Origin of the sequence: Streptomyces sp. NPDC051963 (assembly GCF_044593495.1) — a bacterium.
GTDB lineage: Bacteria > Actinomycetota > Actinomycetes > Streptomycetales > Streptomycetaceae > Streptomyces.
In genome coordinates this window covers 140,232-156,474 of the sequence record NZ_JBIUCC010000010.1, presented here as the reverse complement: position 1 = coordinate 156,474, position 16,243 = coordinate 140,232, and the positions used below count along the sequence as shown (strand labels likewise).

Genomic DNA, 16,243 nt, shown 5'->3' with positions numbered 1-16,243 from the left:
TGCAGGGTGGTCAGGGGCATGACAGAGAGAGGTACGACGCCCGGGGCGCCGACCTGTTACGAGCGCACCGCGCGTCAGCGGTGCCGATACCGCTCCTCCACGGCGACGGCCGCCGCCGCGACGGCCCCGAGCACGGGGACCGCCAACGGTGCGATCAACCAGGCGGACAGGGCCACCACCGCCAGTCCGGCGATCACCAGGAAGGATCCGGCCGGGTCGAGGACGGTCCGCCGCCCGGCCGCCGCGAGCAGATCCCGCCAGCGTGCGTCCGGCGTCCACACCGCCGCCGCACGCAGCCCGGCGACGGCGAGCCCGATCAGTGCGCACACCCCGACGGCCCCCACCAGCGGCCCGCCGGGAATCCCGGCCCGCACGGCCTGGACGTCCACCCAGACCGCGGCCGCCGCGATCCATCCGGCGAGCCCGGCGAGCCATCCGCCGCGCACCGCCGCCCGGAAGTCCGCGACGAACTCCCGCCATCCGCCGTCCTCGTGTGCGGTGAGCCGCCGCAGGTGCCGGGCGCCGGCGGCGAAGGCGGCGGGGTAGGTGACGACGCCTAGTGAGGCGACCGTGATCCAGACACCGGTGAGGAGACACTCGGCGAAGACGGCGAACCGCTCGGCGAGGACCGACTCCTTGCGCGGCTTGGCGCGTACCTGGGCCATCGTGACCGCCTCAGCCCTTCAGTCCGGACGTCGCCATACCGTCGATCAAGTACCGCTGGAAGGCGAGGAAGAAGGCCAGCACCGGCAGCAGCGCGACCAGCGACATCGCGATCATGCCGCCGTAGTCGGCCACGCCCTCCTGGTCCACGAACATCTTCAGGCCCAGCGAGACCGTGTACTTGTCGGGCTCGTTCAGATAGATCAACGGGCCCATGAAGTCGTTCCAGGAGTTGATGAAGGTGAAGATCGCGCTGGTGATCAGGGCCGGGCGGCACAGCGGGAGCACGATCGACCAGTAGATGCGCAGGTGTCCGCAGCCGTCGAGGCGGGCGGCCTCGTCGAGTTCCTTGGGCAGGTTGCGCATGAACTGCATCATCAGGAAGACGAAGAACGCCTCCGTCGCGAGGTACTTCCCCAGCAGGAGCGGGGTGTACGTGTTGATCATCTCCATGTTGCGGAACAGCACGTACTGCGGGATCAGCAGCACGTGGTACGGCAGCAGGAGGGTGCCGATCATCAGCGTGAACAGCAGATTCCGGCCCGCGAACCGGATCCTCGCGAAGGCGTACGCCGTCAGCGAGCACGACAGCAGGATCCCGACCACGGAACCGATCGCGAGCGTGAGCGAGTTGACGAAGAACGTGGAGATCGAGATGTCCGCGATGCCTTCGGACAGCCGGGTGTAGTTCGAGGTGATCGGGTCGCTCGGGAGGAGGTCCAGGCTGCCGACGATGTCCTCGCTCTTCTTGAAAGAGCCGCCGATGACCCAGATCACCGGATAGAGGATCACCGCGAGGATCAGCAGGGACCCGAGGTGCCAGGCGAGCGAGCCCGGCAGTTTGCGGCGCAGAGCCCCCGCCCTCGTGGAGGGGGCCGGCGTGATGTCGGTGGCCTGTGCGCTCATCAGGCGCCCTCCTCGTAGTGCACCCAGCGCTTCTGGGACCAGAACAGCACCGCCGTCACCAGGGCGACCGCGACGAGCAGCATCCAGGCCATGGCGGAGGCCAGGCCCATCCGGCTGTTCTCGAAGCCCTGGACATAGAGGTAGCAGGTGTAAACCATCGAACCGTCCGCGGGACCACAGGCGTTGCCTCCGGCTCCGCCGCCGACGATGTACGCCGAGCTGAAGATCTGGAAGGAGTGGATCGTCTCCAGCAGCACATTGAAGAAGAGAACCGGGGAAATCATCGGCAGGGTGACGTTCCAGAACCGCCGCAGCTTGCCCGCCCCGTCGACCTCGGCGGCCTCGTACAGCTCACGCGGGACCTGCTTGAGCCCGGCGAGGAAGATGACCATGGGGGCGCCGAACTGCCAGACGGTGAGCGCCACCAGGCTGTAGATGATCAGCTCCGGGTCACCGGTCCAGCCGCCGGCGTCGATCCCGAACAGCTTCTGCGTGCGGTCGACGATCGCGTCGTCCGAGAAGATCGCCTTCCAGACGATGGCGACGGAGACGCTCGCCCCGATCAGCGACGGCGCATAGAAGGCGGCCCGGTAGAAGGCCTGTCCGCGCCGCTGCTGCGCGAGCAGCAGCGCCACACCGAGGGCGGCGAGCAGCTTGAGCGGCGTACCGACGACGACGTACCACATCGTGACCTGCACCGAGTGGCGCCAGCGGGGGTCGCCGAACATCTCGGAGAAGTTGTCGAGGCCGATCCACTGGGGCGAGTCGAACAGGTTGTAGTCGGTGAAGGCGAAGTAGAGCGAGGCGATCATGGGGCCTGCCGTGAGCAGCAGGAACCCGGCGATCCAGGGGGACATGAAGAGATAGCCGGCCAGGTTCTCCCGGCGCCGCCGCCGCTTGAGGGCGGCGGGGCGCACGGGCTTCACCGGACCGTGCCGCGGCTCGGAGTCCTTGGACAGGCCCTCCATCGCAGGGGCGTGTGTCACGGTGGTTCCCATCAGGCGACGAGAGCCGTCTTCGACTCGGTGAAGAACTGCTTGACGGCCTCGTCCACGGAGCGGGTGCCCAGGCCGAGTTCCTCGCCGATGCGCAGGAACGCGGCCTCACAGATGTCCGCGCCGTTCGGGTGCGGGGTGATGGGCTCCAGGACTCCCGCCTCGACGAGGGACTCCTCGTAGGCGGCGATCGCCTTGTTGACCTCGTCGGTCGGCTTGAACGCGTCGTACTGCGCCTGCGTCGCCGGCACCCCGCGGTCGTACCCCATGATCTTGGCGACCTCGGGGTCGTGCACCATGAAGTCGATGAACTGCGCGACTTCCTTCGGGTGCTGGGTGCGCTTGGAGGCGCTGAGCATCAGCGAGCCGAGGTACTGGCCGGTCTTCTTGCCGTCCGTCGTCGGGATGGGCGCCAGGCCGTACTCGCTCTTGCCCTCGGCGGTGTAGCGGACGGTGAAGTTGTCCCAGGTGAACTCGCCCCCGGAGAGTTCACCGGTGACCGCCGACTTGGGTTTGATCTGGCCGACTTTCTTGACGTCGGCGTAGTAGCCGTCCTCGACGCTCTTCTTGGCCTTCGTCCACCAGTCCGTCAGATCGGCTTCGGTGAAGCCCAGACCGTCCTCGGTGAAGAAGGCCTTGCCGTTCTGGCGCAGGTAGAGGTCGTAGAGGTACATGACGTTGTACGGGCCGGTGTCACCGGCCCGTCCGGTCCTGTCGTGGATCTTCTTCATCGCCGCGTCGAAGTCGTCCCAGGTCCAGCCCTGTTCCGGGGTCACCCCCGCCTTGGTGTAGACGGGCTTGTCGATCACCAGGGCCATCGAGTTGGAGCCGACCGGAACCCCGAGGAGCTTTCCGTCGATCTCGCCGAACGTGTCCAGGCCTGCCCGGAAGCCGTCCATGGAGAGGTTGCCCGCCTCGACCTGAGCCTTGAGATCGAGGAGTACGTTCTTCGCGTCGTATTTCCGCAGGAATCCAATGGCATTCTGGAACACGTCCGGTGGATTTCCGCCGGAGGCCTGCGTGTTGAACTTCTTCCAGAAGTCGGTGTACGGCTGGAAGTCCGTTTTCACCTTGATCTTCGGGTACTTCTTCTCGAAGAGCGCGATCGTCTTGTTGATGCGCTGGGCACGGTCCTCGGCACCCCACCATGCGTAACGGATCGTCACCGTCCCATCGGAGGAGGTGCCTCCGTCGCCGCCGCACCCCGTCGTCGCGGCCAGCCCGAGCGTGACCGCCGTCGCGCCGGCCGCCTTCAGGATTGTGCGTCTCTCAACATTCCTGCTGGTTCCCACAGTCGGGCCCCTCCCCGCAGCGTCGTTGCCGCCTGCATGAATCGTTTCAAGTAAGCGCTTGCTGGCACAAGGTACGGAGGGCTTGAGGGTGCGTCAATGATTCGGACAGGAATTTATTGCCGGGCGGCCGGGCCATCGTGGCGGCACCTGACGGGAGTTGTCGCGGCACGGGGATTGACGTCACAGGTGAGAGGCGCAGGGTCGGCCGGCCGAACGGGGAGTGGTGCGTCGCACGTGTGTGGCGAGCGGCCTGAAATCGCCCAGAGGGAAGGGACTTGAGGGCAGGGAAGGGACGTCGGCAGCGGCATCACTCCCGCAGGCCCAGTGCGCACGAACGACGGCGGCCCGCCTGCTCTCTCGCAGACGGGCCGCCGTTTCGGGTGGGCGATACTGGGTTCGAACCAGTGACCTCTTCGGTGTGAACGAAGCGCTCTCCCACTGAGCTAATCGCCCGGACGCAGGAAGAAGATTACCCCATGTCAGGGGGTGCCTGTGACCTGGGACCAGCGGTCACCGCACCCCCTCGCCGATCACTGGTCCTTGATCTTCCAGGGCATCACGACGCCGAACTTCCAGAGGTAGATCCCGAGAAGAACGGCGATGATCACCAGGGCGATCGCCGTCAGGATGATGTTGCGGCGCCGCACCTTCGGATCGAGCGCGCGCTGTGCCGCCTCGGTCACCTTGCGTTTGGTCCAGCGGAGCACCAGCTGGGCCCAGACGAACTCGGTCGCCCAGATCGCCATGCCGCCGAAGATGACCACCCAGCCCGGTCCGGGCAGCGGCAACAGGATGATGCCCACGACCACGACGGCGAGGCCGATGGCGAAGACACCGACCTGCCAGCTCAGGTGCAGCATCCGCCGCGCCTTGATGAAATCCGGTGCTCTCGAGCCGAGCCCTTGCTCGCTCTTCGCTCCGTCCGCCTTCGTCTCGTCCGCGGCCATGGCGACCTCGCCCGGCTCGTCACTCCCCGTATTCATACGGCCAAACCCTACCGGAGAGAAACCCGTCACCGGAATGGAGGTACCACGCGAACTGGTTCTCGGCCGGAAGAGTTACGTAAAGGCACGCAAAACACTCAGAGGGGTTTACAACGGCACCGTAGGTGGCATGTCGATTTCGCCGACGTGCGAATCCCCGAGCGCACACTGAGCGAAAGGCCCTGGCGCTTATGAACACCACGGTCAGCTGCGAGCTGCACCTGCGCCTCGTTGTGTCGAGCGAGTCCTCCCTGCCTGTCCCCGCAGGCCTGCGGTATGACACGGCCGACCCCTACGCCGTGCACGCCACCTTCCACACCGGTGCCGAAGAGACCGTCGAGTGGGTGTTCGCCCGCGACCTCCTCGCGGAGGGCCTCCACCGCCCCACGGGCACCGGCGACGTCCGTGTCTGGCCGTCGCGCAGTCATGGTCAGGGGGTCGTGTGCATCGCTCTGAGCTCTCCGGAGGGCGAGGCACTGCTCGAGGCCCCGGCACGTGCTCTGGAGTCCTTTCTGAAGCGCACGGATGCGGCTGTGCCCCCCGGCACGGAGCATCGGCACTTCGATCTCGATCAGGAGCTGTCTCACATCCTGGCGGAGAGCTAGGGCGAGGCGCTCACCAAGCCGCCCGGCGCCGTCGACTCGGGGTGACGGCTCGGGCTCAGACAACCGCATATCGCATACAGCGGCACCGCCCGGCTCGTCCGGGCGGTGCCGCTGTGTCGTGCAGGCAACCGGTGCGCCGCACTCCGCTTCGGTGCGGGTCCGTCAGCCATTACCATCGGCCAGCATCGGCGGGCGTCTGCCCGACCCCCCAGGCCAGGGAGCGAAACGTGCTGATCACCCACGACACCCGGTGTTCGCTGGACACCGTGGTGGATCTGGTGAACACCGCGGCGGATGACGATACGACGCCGGACGGGCTGTCGGATCTTGCGGCTCTCGAAGATTTCGTACGAAAGCACGAAATCAGCGAGGTCGGGGTGCTCTCGGAGTTCGATCTCTCGGCGGTACGGAAGATCCGCAGCCGGTTCGCCGGGATCTTCGCGGCACCGGACCCGCGCGCCGCTGCCGGGATGATCAATGAACTGATCGCCGCCGCGGGAACGACACCCCGGCTCACCGACCACGACGGCTACGACTGGCACGTCCACTACTTCGCGCCCGGCGCCTCCGTCGCCGATCACCTGGCGGCGGACTGCGGGATGGCGCTGGCGTTCTTCGTGGTGGCCGGGGAGCAGGAGCGGCTGCGGCGGTGCGAGGCACCGGACTGCCGGCATGCCTTCGTCGACCTCTCGCGGAACCGCTCACGGCGGTACTGCGACAGCCGCACCTGCGGGAACCGGCTGCATGTCGCCGCCTACCGGGCGCGGCGGAAAGAGGCGGCGGGCTGAGGCCCGGAAGCGATCACGCCCCGGTCGGACATCGGTGCCGACGTGGCCCCGGCGGGTGGCGCCGGGGACCACGGGTTGGGCTCACAGCAACAGCAGGTCGTGCAACGCGGCCATGAGCAGCAGACACCCGATCACCGCAAGGAAGATCATCAGCGGTGGCTGGGACAGGGCGAAGAGGCAACCGCGCGGCTCGTCCTGCGGCGGCGCGGATTCCCTCTGGGTCGTATCCAGCATCTCGCCGCGATGATGACGCAGGTGATGCCCCCGGCGCGATCAACACGCCCGGAATGTACGGTAGTTCGCTGTAATCCGTGACGGCAGGCTCAGACCGTGATCATTTCTGGCTGCGCACCGGTCGACTGTGTCGTTTCAGTCCGGTGTGCTGCCGTCATATTCCGTGCTTCTTCAGGATGGCCTCGATGTCGCTGAAGTCGTCCGCCTTGCCGGCGCGCGGCGCGGTCGCGGGGCGGGTCGCCGGGCGGGAGGCCGGGCCGAGCGAGGGCGCCGAGGCCGCCGGTGCGACCGCCTCGCTCTGTGCGGACCGGGCGGCCGCCTTGCGCTCCTTGCGGGTGCCGCCGCGGCGGCGCTCCACCGCGCGCGTGCCCGCGAACAGCAGCCAGGAGACGCCGAGCACACCGAAGCCCGCCCAGGCCACGGGGCTGAACGCGGTGTCGGCGACCCAGTCGACGACCCCGGTCATCACCAGGCCGAGAGGGATGAGGGAGTAGGCCGCGATGCGGGTGGCCGCGAGGAAACGCTTGCGGTACGCCGTGACCGCCGCGATGCCCAGGCCTGCCGCGGCAGCGGCGGAACAGACGGTCTCGGCAATCATCCGGTCCTCCAGGCAGGGCTGTGTCGGGCACTTCGTCCCTTCCATCCTGCACCGTCCTGCCCCCGGCATGCCATGGTCCGGGCGGACATCAGGGACATCTCCGGGTCGCCTCCTCCGAAGGTGCCGGACGGCGGCGCACGCCCCGGGTGCTCGGGCGTCGATTGGGTCGTCCGGGCCGGGGCTGGGAGACTGTGACCATGAGCGACTCCCCCTCCCCCGCCGCCCCACCCGTCCTCGACGTGTGGTGCGAGCTTCAGTGCCCGGACTGCCGTGGCGCGCTGGACGATCTCCGCGCTCTGCGGGCCCGCTACGGCGACCGGCTGGAGCTGCGGCTGCGGCACTTCCCGCTGGAGAAGCACAAGCACGCCTTCGCCGCCGCGCAGGCCGCCGAGGAGGCGTTGGAGCAGGGGCAGGGATGGCCGTACGTCGAGGCGGTCCTCGCCCGGGTCGAGGAACTGGACCGTAAGGGAGAACCCTTCCTGGTCGAGGTGGCCCGTGAACTGGGTCTCGATGCCGGGGAGTTCGACACCGCCCTGATCGACGGCCGGCACATCCTGATCGTCGACGCCGACCAGGCCGAGGGCAAGGCGCTCGGTGTGACCGGCACCCCGACGTACGTCATCGACGGCGAGCGGCTGGACGGCGGCAAGAGCCAGGCGGGGCTGCGCGAGCGCATCGAGGAGATCGCGGACCGGCTGCTCGCCGAGGGCGAGTGAGATTCAGAGCAGGTTCTTGTACAGGGCGTACCGCTTCGTCTCGTAGCCGAGTGACTCGTAGAGCCGCTCGGCCGGGGGGTTGCCCGCGTGGACGTGGAGTCCGAGGGCACGCCGTCCGGCCGCGATCGCCTGGGCTTCCGCCAGCAGCATGAGCGTACGGCCGTGTCCCTTTCCCCGATGGGCGGGTGCGGACTCGACGTCGAAGACGAACGCCGTGTCTTCGCGCCGGGCCACCCACAGGGTGCCCACGGGCGTGCCCTGGTGTTCCAGCACGCTGAACAGCATGTCCTCGGTGGCCAGGCCTCGCGGCAGGAACGATTCCTGATCGCGCCGCGCCTTGGCGTACGCCTCCGCCTCGGGTACGCCCCGCTCGATCCACAGGCGCGCGTACTGCTCGGACGAGACCTCGTGCCATGTCTCGAACTCGGCCTCCGTCATGGGGCGCGCCCGGCTGCCGGCGGGCAGTGCGGGCGGGGTGTCGCCGAGTTGCTTCTCCAACTCGCGGCCGCGAAGGACGTAGCCGAGCGTCTCGAAGAGCTTCAGCGCCGCCTCCGCGCGGCCCGGCACGCCTGTCTCGATCTGCCGGCAGCCCCAGCCGCGCGCCACCTCCTCCGCGGCGAGTGCGGCCACCGTCGCCCGGCCGCGACGCCGGTCGGGCTCTTCGATGCGCAGATCCAGGATGCGGGCCGTCGTGGCGCCGAAGGCGGGAGATGTGCCGAGGTGTATCTCGCCCACGGGACGGCTGTTCACGCATACCTGGTAGCGGCGTGAACGCGTCCCGTCGGCGGCGTGCTGAAGCGGCTCGGTCGGCCGCAGGGTCGTGGTCATCAGAGGAGTTCTACCCGCCGTACCAGCCCGAGTCAGCCCGTTTTTCCAGGCCCTTACGGATCTTGGTCGTCCCCGGACCGCTCGGCGAAGATCCCCATGGCCTTGGCGGTCGCCGGGCCGGGTGCGCCATCGAGCAGCCGGTCGTCGATCCGGTGCACGGCCTGGACGTCCCGCAGTGTGGACGTCAGGAAGACCTCGTCGGCCCGGTCCAGGACGTCCAGCGGCAGGTCCGTCTCCTTCGCCCCGGTCCACTCGATCGTCAACGCGCGCGTGATGCCCGCAAGGCAGCCGGAGGCGAGCGGCGGGGTGTGGATCTCACCGTCCAGGACGACGAAGACGTTCGACCCGGTGCCCTCGCAGAGTTGTCCGACCGTGTTGCCGAACAGCGCCTCGGAGGCGTCGTGTTGGTGGGCGCGGGCGAGGGCAACGACGTTCTCGGCGTACGAGGTCGTCTTCAGGCCCGTGAGTGCACCGCGTTCGTTGCGGGTCCACGGCACGGTGACGACTGCCGTGGAGTCGGGGCGCCGGGCGGTCTCACCGAGGGCGACCACCAGGGTCGGGCCGTGCTCGCCGCGGTCGGAGCCGAGGGGGCCGTGGCCGCCGGTGTAGGTGATGCGCAGCCGGCCGAGCGGCATCGGGTTGGCTTCGAGGACCGCGGCGCAGGCGCGCCGAACCTCGTCGTGGTCCGGGTCCGGCAGGCCCAGTCCGCGCGCGGAGCGGGTCAGCCGGTCGAGGTGGCGGGTGAGCGCGAACGGCTTCCCGTCGGCCGCCTTCACCGTCTCGAAGATGCCGTCGCCCACGGTCAGCCCGTGGTCGAAGACGGAGACGCGGGCGGCCTCGATGTCCTGGAGCCCGCCGTCGAGCCAAAGCTTCACTGGTCCTACCTCGCAAGAATGTGCCGGACGTGTCCCGTCGGCCGGGTTCGGCGCGTCAGAGTCCCGCTCCACTGTCCTCGTACGCTCCCGACGCTACCGCGAGCAGCCGGGACGCCTTCAGTTCGGTCTCCCGCCACTCCCCCTCCGGGTCGGAACCCCAGGTGATGCCGGCCCCCGTGCCGAAGCGCAGGACCCCCTCCGCACGGTCGATCCAGAAGGTGCGGATGCCGACGGCCAGCTCGCCGGTGCCACGGTCCGCGTCGACCCAGCCGATGCCACCGCAGTACGGCCCCCTGGGCTCCGTCTCCAGCGCCTCGATGATCCTCAGCGCACTCGACTTGGGCGCCCCGGTGACCGAGCCGGGCGGGAAGGCGGCGGCGAGCAGCTCCGGCCAGCCGGCGCCGGTGCGCAGCTCGCCGTGGACGGTGGAGACGAGATGGACCAGGCCGGGGTGCTTCTCTACGGCGCACAGATCGGGGACGGTCACGCTGCCGGTGCCGCAGACACGCCCGAGATCGTTGCGCACCAGATCCACGATCATCACGTTCTCGGCGTAGTCCTTATCCAGGAGGTCCGCCTCGGTGCGTCCGGTGCCCTTGATCGGCCCGGACTCGACGATCCGGCCGTCCCGGCGCAGGAAGAGTTCGGGCGAGGCAGTGGCTATTTCCACGCCCTGGACAGGCAGCCGGATCGTTCCTGCGTACGGTGCCGGGTTGCCGCGCGCCAGCAGGGCGGTCAGCGCGTCCACGTCGGCGTCGGGCGGAATCGACGCCGAGAGCACCCGGCAGAGGTTCGCCTGGTACACCTCACCGGCGGCGATGTACTCGCGGATGCGCCGCACCGCGGCCGTGTACGCGGCGCGGTCGAGGGAGGACGTCCAGTCACCGGCCGCCGGTCCGCGCCAGCGCCCCGGCACCGGGGCGGGCACCGGCTCGCGTCGTACGTCGCCGAAGCGGGCGCAGGTCAGCCGGCCCTCGAAGTCCGCGCAGACGGCCCAGAAACCGGTGGAGTCCAGGGCCGCGGGGTCGCTGGTGACATCGAGGAGACCGGTGGCGACACGGTCGCCGAAACGGGCGAGAGGAGGCAGGTCGGGCACGCAGTCGAGTCTATGGCGGGTGTCCCGCAGGTGACCTGGCCATGTCCCTTCGGCCGCCCCGGCCGCGTCCGCGAGCAGGTGCAGCGCAGCACGCTGCACAAACGCGTTTTTGTGCTGGCCCCGGAATCCGCTAGAGTTCAACTCGTCGCCGGGCCGCGCGAGCGGACGGAAACGACAAGCGGACGTAGCTCAGTTGGTAGAGCGCAACCTTGCCAAGGTTGAGGTCGCGAGTTCGAACCTCGTCGTCCGCTCGGATGGAACAGGGGATCTTCCCGACCCCCGCACTCCTGGTGGAGTGGCCGAGAGGCGAGGCAACGGCCTGCAAAGCCGTCTACACGGGTTCAAATCCCGTCTCCACCTCCAAGGACGATTAGCTCAGCGGGAGAGCGCTTCCCTGACACGGAAGAGGTCACTGGTTCAATCCCAGTATCGTCCACTGGATCTTCGGGTCCCCCGCGCGATTAGCTCAGCGGGAGAGCGCTTCCCTGACACGGAAGAGGTCACTGGTTCAATCCCAGTATCGCGCACGCAAGATCCACAGCCTCCGGGCTGTGATCCCGAGGACGATTAGCTCAGCGGGAGAGCGCTTCCCTGACACGGAAGAGGTCACTGGTTCAATCCCAGTATCGTCCACACACCGAAACCCCCGGCCATCTCGTACGGCCGGGGGTTCGTGTTTGCCGGTTTGCCGGGTCAGCAGCCAGCTGTCAGCTGGAGAACAGCATGTGACCGAAGCTCTTGTGACGCTTGTGGCCGTAGTGACCGCCGTGGTGGCCGCCGCCGTGCGGGGCGCCCCAGGCGGGCGCCTGAGGGGCGGGGTACGCCTGCGGGGCGCCCGGGGGCGGCGGGGCGGGCTGGGACCACTGGGACTCGACGCGAGCCAGCGCCTCCAGCTCGCCGTAGTCGAGAAAGATCCCGCGGCAGCCGCTGCACTGCTCGATCTGGACGCCGTTGCGGTTGTACGTGTGCATGGGCGCATGGCACTTCGGACACTGCATGGTCGGCTCAACTCCTCGCCGGTCGGTCCTGCTTCGCGTTTCGCCAGGACAGACTCTGTCCGGCTGCGGTCGGTTGCACACTACTTCGCCGTGTCTGGGCTCAACTCCGGTGGGGCCGAACTCATTCGGTCGCAGGCGTCGACGAGGGACTGCTCGATCTCGTCGAGAGGACGGTCCGCGGCTGCCGCCTTGGTGATCGCACGGGCGGCGGTCTGGACGGTGAGTGCACGGGCGGGGACGTCCAGGGCGGGCCAGGGGTCGCCGTCCGCGGGGACGGCGGGGCCGCCGGCCGCGCGGTAGGCCGCCAGGAAGCGGGTCCATTCGTCGGGTGGCAGGAGGCCGCAGGCGTACCAGGACGCGGGGCGGGCGAGGTCCCAGGCCGGGACGCCGGTGCCGAGGTCGTCGACGTCTATGAGTCGCCAGGCGCCGTCCGGGGCGGGGTGGCGGACGAGTTGGCCGAGGTGGAGGTCGCCGTGGCAGACGGTGGTGGTGTCCGGCATGGGGGCCTCGTCGCGAGCCCAGGCGGGGAGGAGGGTCCAGGCGCGGACGACGGCGGATGCGGCTGCGGCCGGGTGCTGGGCGAGGGCGTGGAGGCCGGCGACGGCGCGGGCTGCTTTGGCGGGGCCTCGCATGGGGGGCAGCGCGTGGGGCGCGGGGGTTCCGTGGAGGCGGGCGAGGAGGGTGGCTGCGGCTTCCCAGGGGGCGGTGTCGGGCTCCTCCGGGTCTACGGGGGCGCCGTACGGCCAGAACGTCACCAGGCGGCCGTGCAGGGTAACGGGCGTCGGCGTGAGCGGCGGGAGGAGGACGCCGGGGAGGTGGGCCGCCAGGGCGAGGCGGGGGGTGAGGTCTGTTGGGGAGGCGTCGGGGGCGTGGGCCTTCGCGACCGTGTTCGCGTGGCGGACGACTGTGGCGTCCGGTCGTTCCGCCAGGGTGACCGGGGCTCCGCAGGGGCAGGCCGGGGTGCGGGCGTGGGCGGCGGCCCTTGCCTTTGCGGTGAGCTCGGGGAGGAGGGGGTTGGCGGTCACGGGGCCCCTTGGTGTGCGGATGGCTTCCTTGGCGAGGGTACGGACGCCTGGGCGGGCGGGGTTTCGGGGGGCGGCAGCCCTGCTGGAGCTTGGGGTCGGATGTCGCTGGGCGGCGCCTGCGATGTGCCCGGCGCTGTCGTTGGAGGGGGGTGGGTCGCGCGGCCCGGCGCCGGCGGGGTGCCGCCTGCGCCCACCCGTGCCGCCCCAGGCGGCACGAATGCCCGCAGCTTGACGGGAGCGGGGCCCACAGCTTGGCGCGACGAGAGCGGCGCCGGTTCAGGCGCAAAGGGGGCACAGCAATGCCGGCGCAGCTCCCCAGCTGCGCCGGCATTTGTGCCGTCCGCCGCACCCCCGTCCCCACGGGGTTTCATGGATGGATGTCCCCGCCCGGACCGCTCTTCCGGGCCTGGGGTCGCCGCTCAGCGCCCCAGCATCACACCCACGGACGACGCCTGTGTGGCCACTGTCTCCCAGCCGTCGAAGACGAGCAGGAGCAGGACCGCCAGGGGAAGGGCCATTGCCGTTGCCACCAAGGGGTGGCGGCGGCCCTGGCGGCGGGGGTGGAACGCGGCGCTGTACGCCCTGCGTCCCTGTGTGCGGATCATCGTCCGCGGTGCCGTTTGGGCCATGGTCCCTCTCCTGACCGAACTCGGTTGTCGTTGGCAGCGGCGGGTGTCTGACCTCGGGGGACGAGTGCTGCACCCGCCGCTTGACTTCAAATCTAGGGGTGGGGCGAGCTCGGGGCGTCATGCCCTCGTACCGATTGGCGGGCCTCCCGGAGGATGAGCGATTCCTCCTGGAGTACTCCCCTGGGTGGAGACGAGGTCCTGGGTCTCGGGGTCTTCCCGGAGGGGGTGCCCGTCCTGTCACGGTTTTTCCGAGCTGTCCTCCCGGGGTATCGGCTGCTCGACCAGCGCCAGGACCCGGTTCGCCATGAAACGGGCCGTCCGCACCACGGACCCGCTTCGGGTGACTTCGCTCACTTCCACGACACCTCGGCGTACCGCCGTCTCCACCCGGCGGCCCGCTCTGCTTGCCACCACCTCGTACGTGCGCGTCGTGTCCCCGGCGTCCACGACTATCTCCACGCGATCACCCTTCACGGGTTCAATCCCCCTTCTGTGACGGGTCGTTGGGATCACGGCGAACGCGAAGTCGACCTGCTCGCACGCTCCCTGACCACCTTTCAAGTCTCCCACCCGGCACTGACAATCCATCGGGCCGAGAGGGCGCGGCCTCTGCGCGCAGGCGGCCGTGGAAACGTAAGCTGTGGCTCGTCACAGGGACCGGGCAGCGGGGATGAACATGGCGATGATGCGCCTGAGGCGCGAGGACCCGCGCGTCGTCGGCTCGTTCAGGCTTCACAGACGGCTCGGCGCGGGTGGGATGGGCGTGGTCTACCTGGGCTCCGACAAGAAGGGGCAGCGGGTCGCGCTCAAGGTCATCCGGCCTGATCTGGCGGAGGACCAGGAGTTCCGGTCGCGGTTCGCGCGCGAGGTGTCGGCTGCCCGGCGGATCCGGGGCGGGTGCACCGCCCGGCTCGTCGCGGCGGATCTCGACGCCGAACGGCCGTGGTTCGCCACCCAGTACGTGCCCGGCCCGTCCCTGCACGACAAGGTCGCCGGCGAGGGGGCGCTCGGCGCCGCCGACGTCGCCGCCGTCGGGGCCGCCCTGTCGGAGGGGCTGGTCGCCGTGCACGAGGCCGGGGTGGTGCACCGGGACCTGAAGCCGTCCAACATCCTGCTGTCCCCGAAGGGGCCGCGGATCATCGACTTCGGCATCGCGTGGGCCACCGGGGCCTCGACCCTCACACACGTGGGGACGGCTGTGGGCTCCCCCGGCTTCCTCGCGCCCGAGCAGGTGCGCGGCGCCGCGGTGACGCCCGCCACGGACGTGTTCTCCCTCGGTGCGACGCTGGCCTACGCGGCGATGGCCGACTCGCCCTTCGGACACGGCAGTTCCGAAGTGATGCTGTACCGAGTGGTGCACGAGGAGCCGCAGCTGCGCGGCGTGCCCGACGCGCTGGCGCCGCTGGTGCGGGCCTGTCTCGCGAAGGACCCCGAGGAGCGCCCCAGCACCCTCCAGCTGTCGCTGCGCCTGAAGGAGATCGCGGCGCGCGAGGCACAGGGACTCGCCGAGGCACGTCCGCCCGCGCCCCGCGCCGGGGAGGCGGACCGGCCCACGGGACGACTCGCCGACACCTACCCCGAGCGCGGCCTCCAGCGGCGCACCCAGGGCCAGCCGGGACTGCCGCCGGGAACGCAGGGGGGCCCGCCCGCACCTCGGGGGGCCACCGGGTCACGCGGTCCCGTCACAGGGCGGGACACGACGCCGCCGTCGCGGAACGGAACTCCGTCGCGGGGCGCCGGCGGTGTTCCGCGCGCTGCCAATGGCTCGCGGGGCGGCAATACGTCGGCCGCCCGGCCGGGGACCGCACGGACCACCCCCGCATCCCGGAACCCGACGCGCTCAGGCAATGGAAACGGAAGCAGACCCGCGCAGCGCGGCGGTGCCGGTCGTCCGCCCTCCCGGCCCACCGGGACCGGACGGCGGCCCGCCAACCCGCGGCTGCTGCGGCAGCGGCTGTTCGTGTTCGTCGTGGTGACCCTGCTGGTGGCGCTGGGTATCGCGGCCGCCCAGGGCTGCCAGGGACCCTCGCGCGGGCTCGGCGGCGACGGGGACGTCGTACGACAGCAGGAGCCGAGGGACGTACCACCGGATGACGCGCCGTTGGACGGGTCGTCGATGCCGGAGCGGTTCGGGTCGACGTCGGCGAGCGCCGATCAGAGCCTGTCCGGCGGTCAGGTCACCGAGCCCTAGAGCTGGGGACGGCCGGTGGCCACCGCGTAGAAGGCGACCGCGGCCGCCGCTCCGACGTTGAGGGAGTCGACGTCGTGGGACATGGGGATGCGGACCCATTCGTCGGCGGCGACCAGGGCCTGGGTGGACAGGCCGTCGCCCTCGGCGCCGAGCATCAGAGCCACCCGGTCCATCCGGTGCGGTGCGGCCTCGTCCAGTGTCTTGGCCTTCTCGTCCGGGGTGAGGGCGAGGAGGGTGAAGCCGGCCTCGCGGACCGACTCCAGGCCCTTGGGCCAGGTGTCGAGACGGGCGTACGGCACGGAGAAGACCGCACCCATCGAGACCTTCACGCTGCGGCGGTAGAGCGGGTCCGCGCAGTCCGGGGAGAGCAGGACCGCGTCCATGCCGAGGGCCGCGGCGGAGCGGAAGATCGCACCGATGTTGGTGTGGTCGTTGACGGACTCCATGACCACCACCCGGCGCGCGGTCTGGAGGAGGTCGGTCGCCGTGGGGAGCGGCTTGCGCTGCATGGAGGCCAGTGCGCCTCGGTGCACGTGGTAGCCGGTGACCTGTTCGGCCAGTTCCGGGCTGACCGCGTAGACGGGGGCGGGGAGTTCGTCGATGACATCGCGCATGACGTCGACCCACTTGGCGGAGAGCAGCATCGAACGCATCTCGTAGCCCGCGTCCTTCGCGCGCCGGATGACCTTCTCGCCCTCGGCGATGAACAGGCCCTCGGCGGGTTCGCGCTTGCGCCGCAGCTCGACGTCGGTCAGGCCCGTGTAGTCGTGCAGGCGCGGGTCGTCGGGATCCTCGACGGTGATGAGATCTGCCACAGGGTG

At 69.9% G+C, this 16,243-nt stretch carries 19 protein-coding genes and 6 tRNA genes; 9 read left to right on the top strand and 16 right to left on the bottom strand.

The features are described from left to right. Positions 1 to 74 precede the first annotated feature (74 nt). From ACIHFB_RS37670 to ACIHFB_RS37645, 6 genes are all read right to left on the bottom strand, one after another. Positions 75 to 665 carry a hypothetical protein gene (locus tag ACIHFB_RS37670; protein ID WP_365282499.1) on the bottom strand — a complete coding sequence of 197 codons (591 nt, stop codon included), beginning with the start codon at positions 663 to 665 and terminating at the stop codon, positions 75 to 77. A gap of 10 nt (positions 666 to 675) precedes the next feature. Further along, the gene (locus ACIHFB_RS37665; RefSeq protein WP_365282498.1) at positions 676 to 1,569 is read right to left on the bottom strand and encodes a carbohydrate ABC transporter permease; all 894 of its coding nucleotides are present in this window, start codon (positions 1,567 to 1,569) and stop codon (positions 676 to 678) included. Then, the gene (locus ACIHFB_RS37660; RefSeq protein WP_365282497.1) at positions 1,569 to 2,567 is read right to left on the bottom strand and encodes a sugar ABC transporter permease; all 999 of its coding nucleotides are present in this window, start codon (positions 2,565 to 2,567) and stop codon (positions 1,569 to 1,571) included. The genes ACIHFB_RS37665 and ACIHFB_RS37660 overlap by 1 nt, the downstream gene beginning before the upstream one ends. Beyond that, complete coding sequence (locus tag ACIHFB_RS37655; protein WP_365282496.1) at positions 2,567 to 3,856, bottom strand: extracellular solute-binding protein; 1,290 nt, start codon at positions 3,854 to 3,856, stop codon at positions 2,567 to 2,569. Before ACIHFB_RS37655 ends, ACIHFB_RS37660 begins: the two co-directional genes overlap by 1 nt. A gap of 381 nt (positions 3,857 to 4,237) precedes the next feature. After that, positions 4,238 to 4,309: transfer RNA gene (locus ACIHFB_RS37650), tRNA-Val, on the bottom strand. Positions 4,310 to 4,386: 77 nt separating this feature from the next. Beyond that, complete coding sequence (locus tag ACIHFB_RS37645) at positions 4,387 to 4,839, bottom strand: TIGR02611 family protein (protein ID WP_365282495.1); 453 nt, start codon at positions 4,837 to 4,839, stop codon at positions 4,387 to 4,389. A 191-nt stretch (positions 4,840 to 5,030) separates the two neighbouring features. On the opposite strand from ACIHFB_RS37645, the gene ACIHFB_RS37640 reads away from it, so the two are divergent. Beyond that, positions 5,031 to 5,444: an SsgA family sporulation/cell division regulator gene (locus ACIHFB_RS37640; protein WP_004002642.1), complete on the top strand. Its 414-nt coding sequence runs from the start codon at positions 5,031 to 5,033 to the stop codon at positions 5,442 to 5,444. Positions 5,445 to 5,671: 227 nt separating this feature from the next. After that, positions 5,672 to 6,232: a CGNR zinc finger domain-containing protein gene (locus tag ACIHFB_RS37635; RefSeq protein ID WP_365282494.1), complete on the top strand. Its 561-nt coding sequence runs from the start codon at positions 5,672 to 5,674 to the stop codon at positions 6,230 to 6,232. A gap of 81 nt (positions 6,233 to 6,313) precedes the next feature. On the opposite strand, the gene ACIHFB_RS37630 is transcribed toward ACIHFB_RS37635, so the two are convergent. Together ACIHFB_RS37630 and ACIHFB_RS37625 are read right to left on the bottom strand one after the other, a co-directional pair. Continuing rightward, entirely contained in the window at positions 6,314 to 6,466 is a 153-nt protein-coding gene (locus ACIHFB_RS37630; protein WP_365282493.1) for a hypothetical protein, read from the bottom strand. 154 nt (positions 6,467 to 6,620) lie between these two features. Continuing rightward, the gene (locus ACIHFB_RS37625) at positions 6,621 to 7,064 is read right to left on the bottom strand and encodes a hypothetical protein (protein ID WP_400129260.1); all 444 of its coding nucleotides are present in this window, start codon (positions 7,062 to 7,064) and stop codon (positions 6,621 to 6,623) included. A gap of 197 nt (positions 7,065 to 7,261) precedes the next feature. On the opposite strand from ACIHFB_RS37625, the gene ACIHFB_RS37620 reads away from it, so the two are divergent. Continuing rightward, entirely contained in the window at positions 7,262 to 7,780 is a 519-nt protein-coding gene (locus tag ACIHFB_RS37620) for a DsbA family protein (RefSeq protein WP_365282491.1), read from the top strand. Positions 7,781 to 7,783: 3 nt separating this feature from the next. Here the strand turns inward: ACIHFB_RS37620 and ACIHFB_RS37615 are convergent, their stop codons facing one another. From ACIHFB_RS37615 to ACIHFB_RS37605, 3 genes are read right to left on the bottom strand one after another with little or no spacing between them, the layout of a single operon-like run. Continuing rightward, entirely contained in the window at positions 7,784 to 8,608 is an 825-nt protein-coding gene (locus tag ACIHFB_RS37615; protein WP_400129259.1) for a GNAT family N-acetyltransferase, read from the bottom strand. A 53-nt stretch (positions 8,609 to 8,661) separates the two neighbouring features. Further along, entirely contained in the window at positions 8,662 to 9,483 is an 822-nt protein-coding gene (locus ACIHFB_RS37610; RefSeq protein WP_365282489.1) for an aminodeoxychorismate lyase, read from the bottom strand. Positions 9,484 to 9,538: 55 nt separating this feature from the next. Continuing rightward, positions 9,539 to 10,579 (bottom strand): chorismate-binding protein, encoded by a 1,041-nt coding sequence (locus tag ACIHFB_RS37605; RefSeq protein WP_400129258.1) that lies wholly within the window; start codon positions 10,577 to 10,579, stop codon positions 9,539 to 9,541. 178 nt (positions 10,580 to 10,757) lie between these two features. On the opposite strand from ACIHFB_RS37605, the gene ACIHFB_RS37600 reads away from it, so the two are divergent. The 5 genes from ACIHFB_RS37600 (at position 10,758) to ACIHFB_RS37580 (ending at position 11,212) form a co-directional block, all read left to right on the top strand. Then, positions 10,758 to 10,830 (top strand) — tRNA-Gly (locus tag ACIHFB_RS37600). Between the two features lie 38 nt (positions 10,831 to 10,868). Beyond that, a tRNA-Cys gene (locus tag ACIHFB_RS37595) sits at positions 10,869 to 10,942 on the top strand. 1 nt (position 10,943) lies between these two features. Further along, positions 10,944 to 11,015: transfer RNA gene (locus ACIHFB_RS37590), tRNA-Val, on the top strand. 19 nt (positions 11,016 to 11,034) lie between these two features. Continuing rightward, positions 11,035 to 11,106 (top strand) — tRNA-Val (locus ACIHFB_RS37585). A 34-nt stretch (positions 11,107 to 11,140) separates the two neighbouring features. Then, a tRNA-Val gene (locus ACIHFB_RS37580) sits at positions 11,141 to 11,212 on the top strand. A 74-nt stretch (positions 11,213 to 11,286) separates the two neighbouring features. On the opposite strand, the gene ACIHFB_RS37575 is transcribed toward ACIHFB_RS37580, so the two are convergent. From ACIHFB_RS37575 to ACIHFB_RS37560, 4 genes are all read right to left on the bottom strand, one after another. Beyond that, a complete protein-coding gene (locus ACIHFB_RS37575) occupies positions 11,287 to 11,577 on the bottom strand; it encodes a zf-TFIIB domain-containing protein (RefSeq protein WP_365282487.1) in 291 nt (96 codons plus the stop codon). Positions 11,578 to 11,657: 80 nt separating this feature from the next. Then, a complete protein-coding gene (locus tag ACIHFB_RS37570) occupies positions 11,658 to 12,602 on the bottom strand; it encodes a phosphotransferase family protein (protein ID WP_400129257.1) in 945 nt (314 codons plus the stop codon). A 419-nt stretch (positions 12,603 to 13,021) separates the two neighbouring features. Next, positions 13,022 to 13,231 (bottom strand): hypothetical protein, encoded by a 210-nt coding sequence (locus ACIHFB_RS37565; RefSeq protein WP_365282485.1) that lies wholly within the window; start codon positions 13,229 to 13,231, stop codon positions 13,022 to 13,024. A gap of 237 nt (positions 13,232 to 13,468) precedes the next feature. Further along, positions 13,469 to 13,705, bottom strand: a complete 237-nt coding sequence (locus tag ACIHFB_RS37560; protein WP_365282484.1) for a hypothetical protein — start codon at positions 13,703 to 13,705, stop codon at positions 13,469 to 13,471. Positions 13,706 to 13,901: 196 nt separating this feature from the next. On the opposite strand from ACIHFB_RS37560, the gene ACIHFB_RS37555 reads away from it, so the two are divergent. Beyond that, positions 13,902 to 15,422, top strand: a complete 1,521-nt coding sequence (locus tag ACIHFB_RS37555; protein WP_400129344.1) for a protein kinase — start codon at positions 13,902 to 13,904, stop codon at positions 15,420 to 15,422. On the opposite strand, the gene ACIHFB_RS37550 is transcribed toward ACIHFB_RS37555, so the two are convergent. After that, entirely contained in the window at positions 15,419 to 16,237 is an 819-nt protein-coding gene (locus ACIHFB_RS37550) for a TrmH family RNA methyltransferase (RefSeq protein ID WP_400129256.1), read from the bottom strand. The genes ACIHFB_RS37555 and ACIHFB_RS37550 overlap by 4 nt on opposite strands. Between the last annotated feature and the right edge of the window lie 6 nt (positions 16,238 to 16,243).

What these genes read in the sequence shown, in the direction of transcription:
- ACIHFB_RS37670 (WP_365282499.1), bottom strand. Translation starts at nt 665, where the DNA reads ATGGCCCAGGTACGCGCCAAGCCGCGCAAGGAGTCGGTCCTCGCCGAG.
- ACIHFB_RS37665 (WP_365282498.1), bottom strand. Translation starts at nt 1,569, where the DNA reads ATGAGCGCACAGGCCACCGACATCACGCCGGCCCCCTCCACGAGGGCG.
- ACIHFB_RS37660 (WP_365282497.1), bottom strand. Translation starts at nt 2,567, where the DNA reads ATGGGAACCACCGTGACACACGCCCCTGCGATGGAGGGCCTGTCCAAG.
- ACIHFB_RS37645 (WP_365282495.1), bottom strand. Translation starts at nt 4,839, where the DNA reads ATGAATACGGGGAGTGACGAGCCGGGCGAGGTCGCCATGGCCGCGGAC.
- ACIHFB_RS37640 (WP_004002642.1), top strand. Translation starts at nt 5,031, where the DNA reads ATGAACACCACGGTCAGCTGCGAGCTGCACCTGCGCCTCGTTGTGTCG.
- ACIHFB_RS37630 (WP_365282493.1), bottom strand. Translation starts at nt 6,466, where the DNA reads ATGCTGGATACGACCCAGAGGGAATCCGCGCCGCCGCAGGACGAGCCG.
- ACIHFB_RS37625 (WP_400129260.1), bottom strand. Translation starts at nt 7,064, where the DNA reads ATGATTGCCGAGACCGTCTGTTCCGCCGCTGCCGCGGCAGGCCTGGGC.
- ACIHFB_RS37620 (WP_365282491.1), top strand. Translation starts at nt 7,262, where the DNA reads ATGAGCGACTCCCCCTCCCCCGCCGCCCCACCCGTCCTCGACGTGTGG.
- ACIHFB_RS37615 (WP_400129259.1), bottom strand. Translation starts at nt 8,608, where the DNA reads ATGACCACGACCCTGCGGCCGACCGAGCCGCTTCAGCACGCCGCCGAC.
- ACIHFB_RS37575 (WP_365282487.1), bottom strand. Translation starts at nt 11,577, where the DNA reads ATGCAGTGTCCGAAGTGCCATGCGCCCATGCACACGTACAACCGCAAC.
- ACIHFB_RS37565 (WP_365282485.1), bottom strand. Translation starts at nt 13,231, where the DNA reads ATGGCCCAAACGGCACCGCGGACGATGATCCGCACACAGGGACGCAGG.
- ACIHFB_RS37555 (WP_400129344.1), top strand. Translation starts at nt 13,902, where the DNA reads ATGAACATGGCGATGATGCGCCTGAGGCGCGAGGACCCGCGCGTCGTC.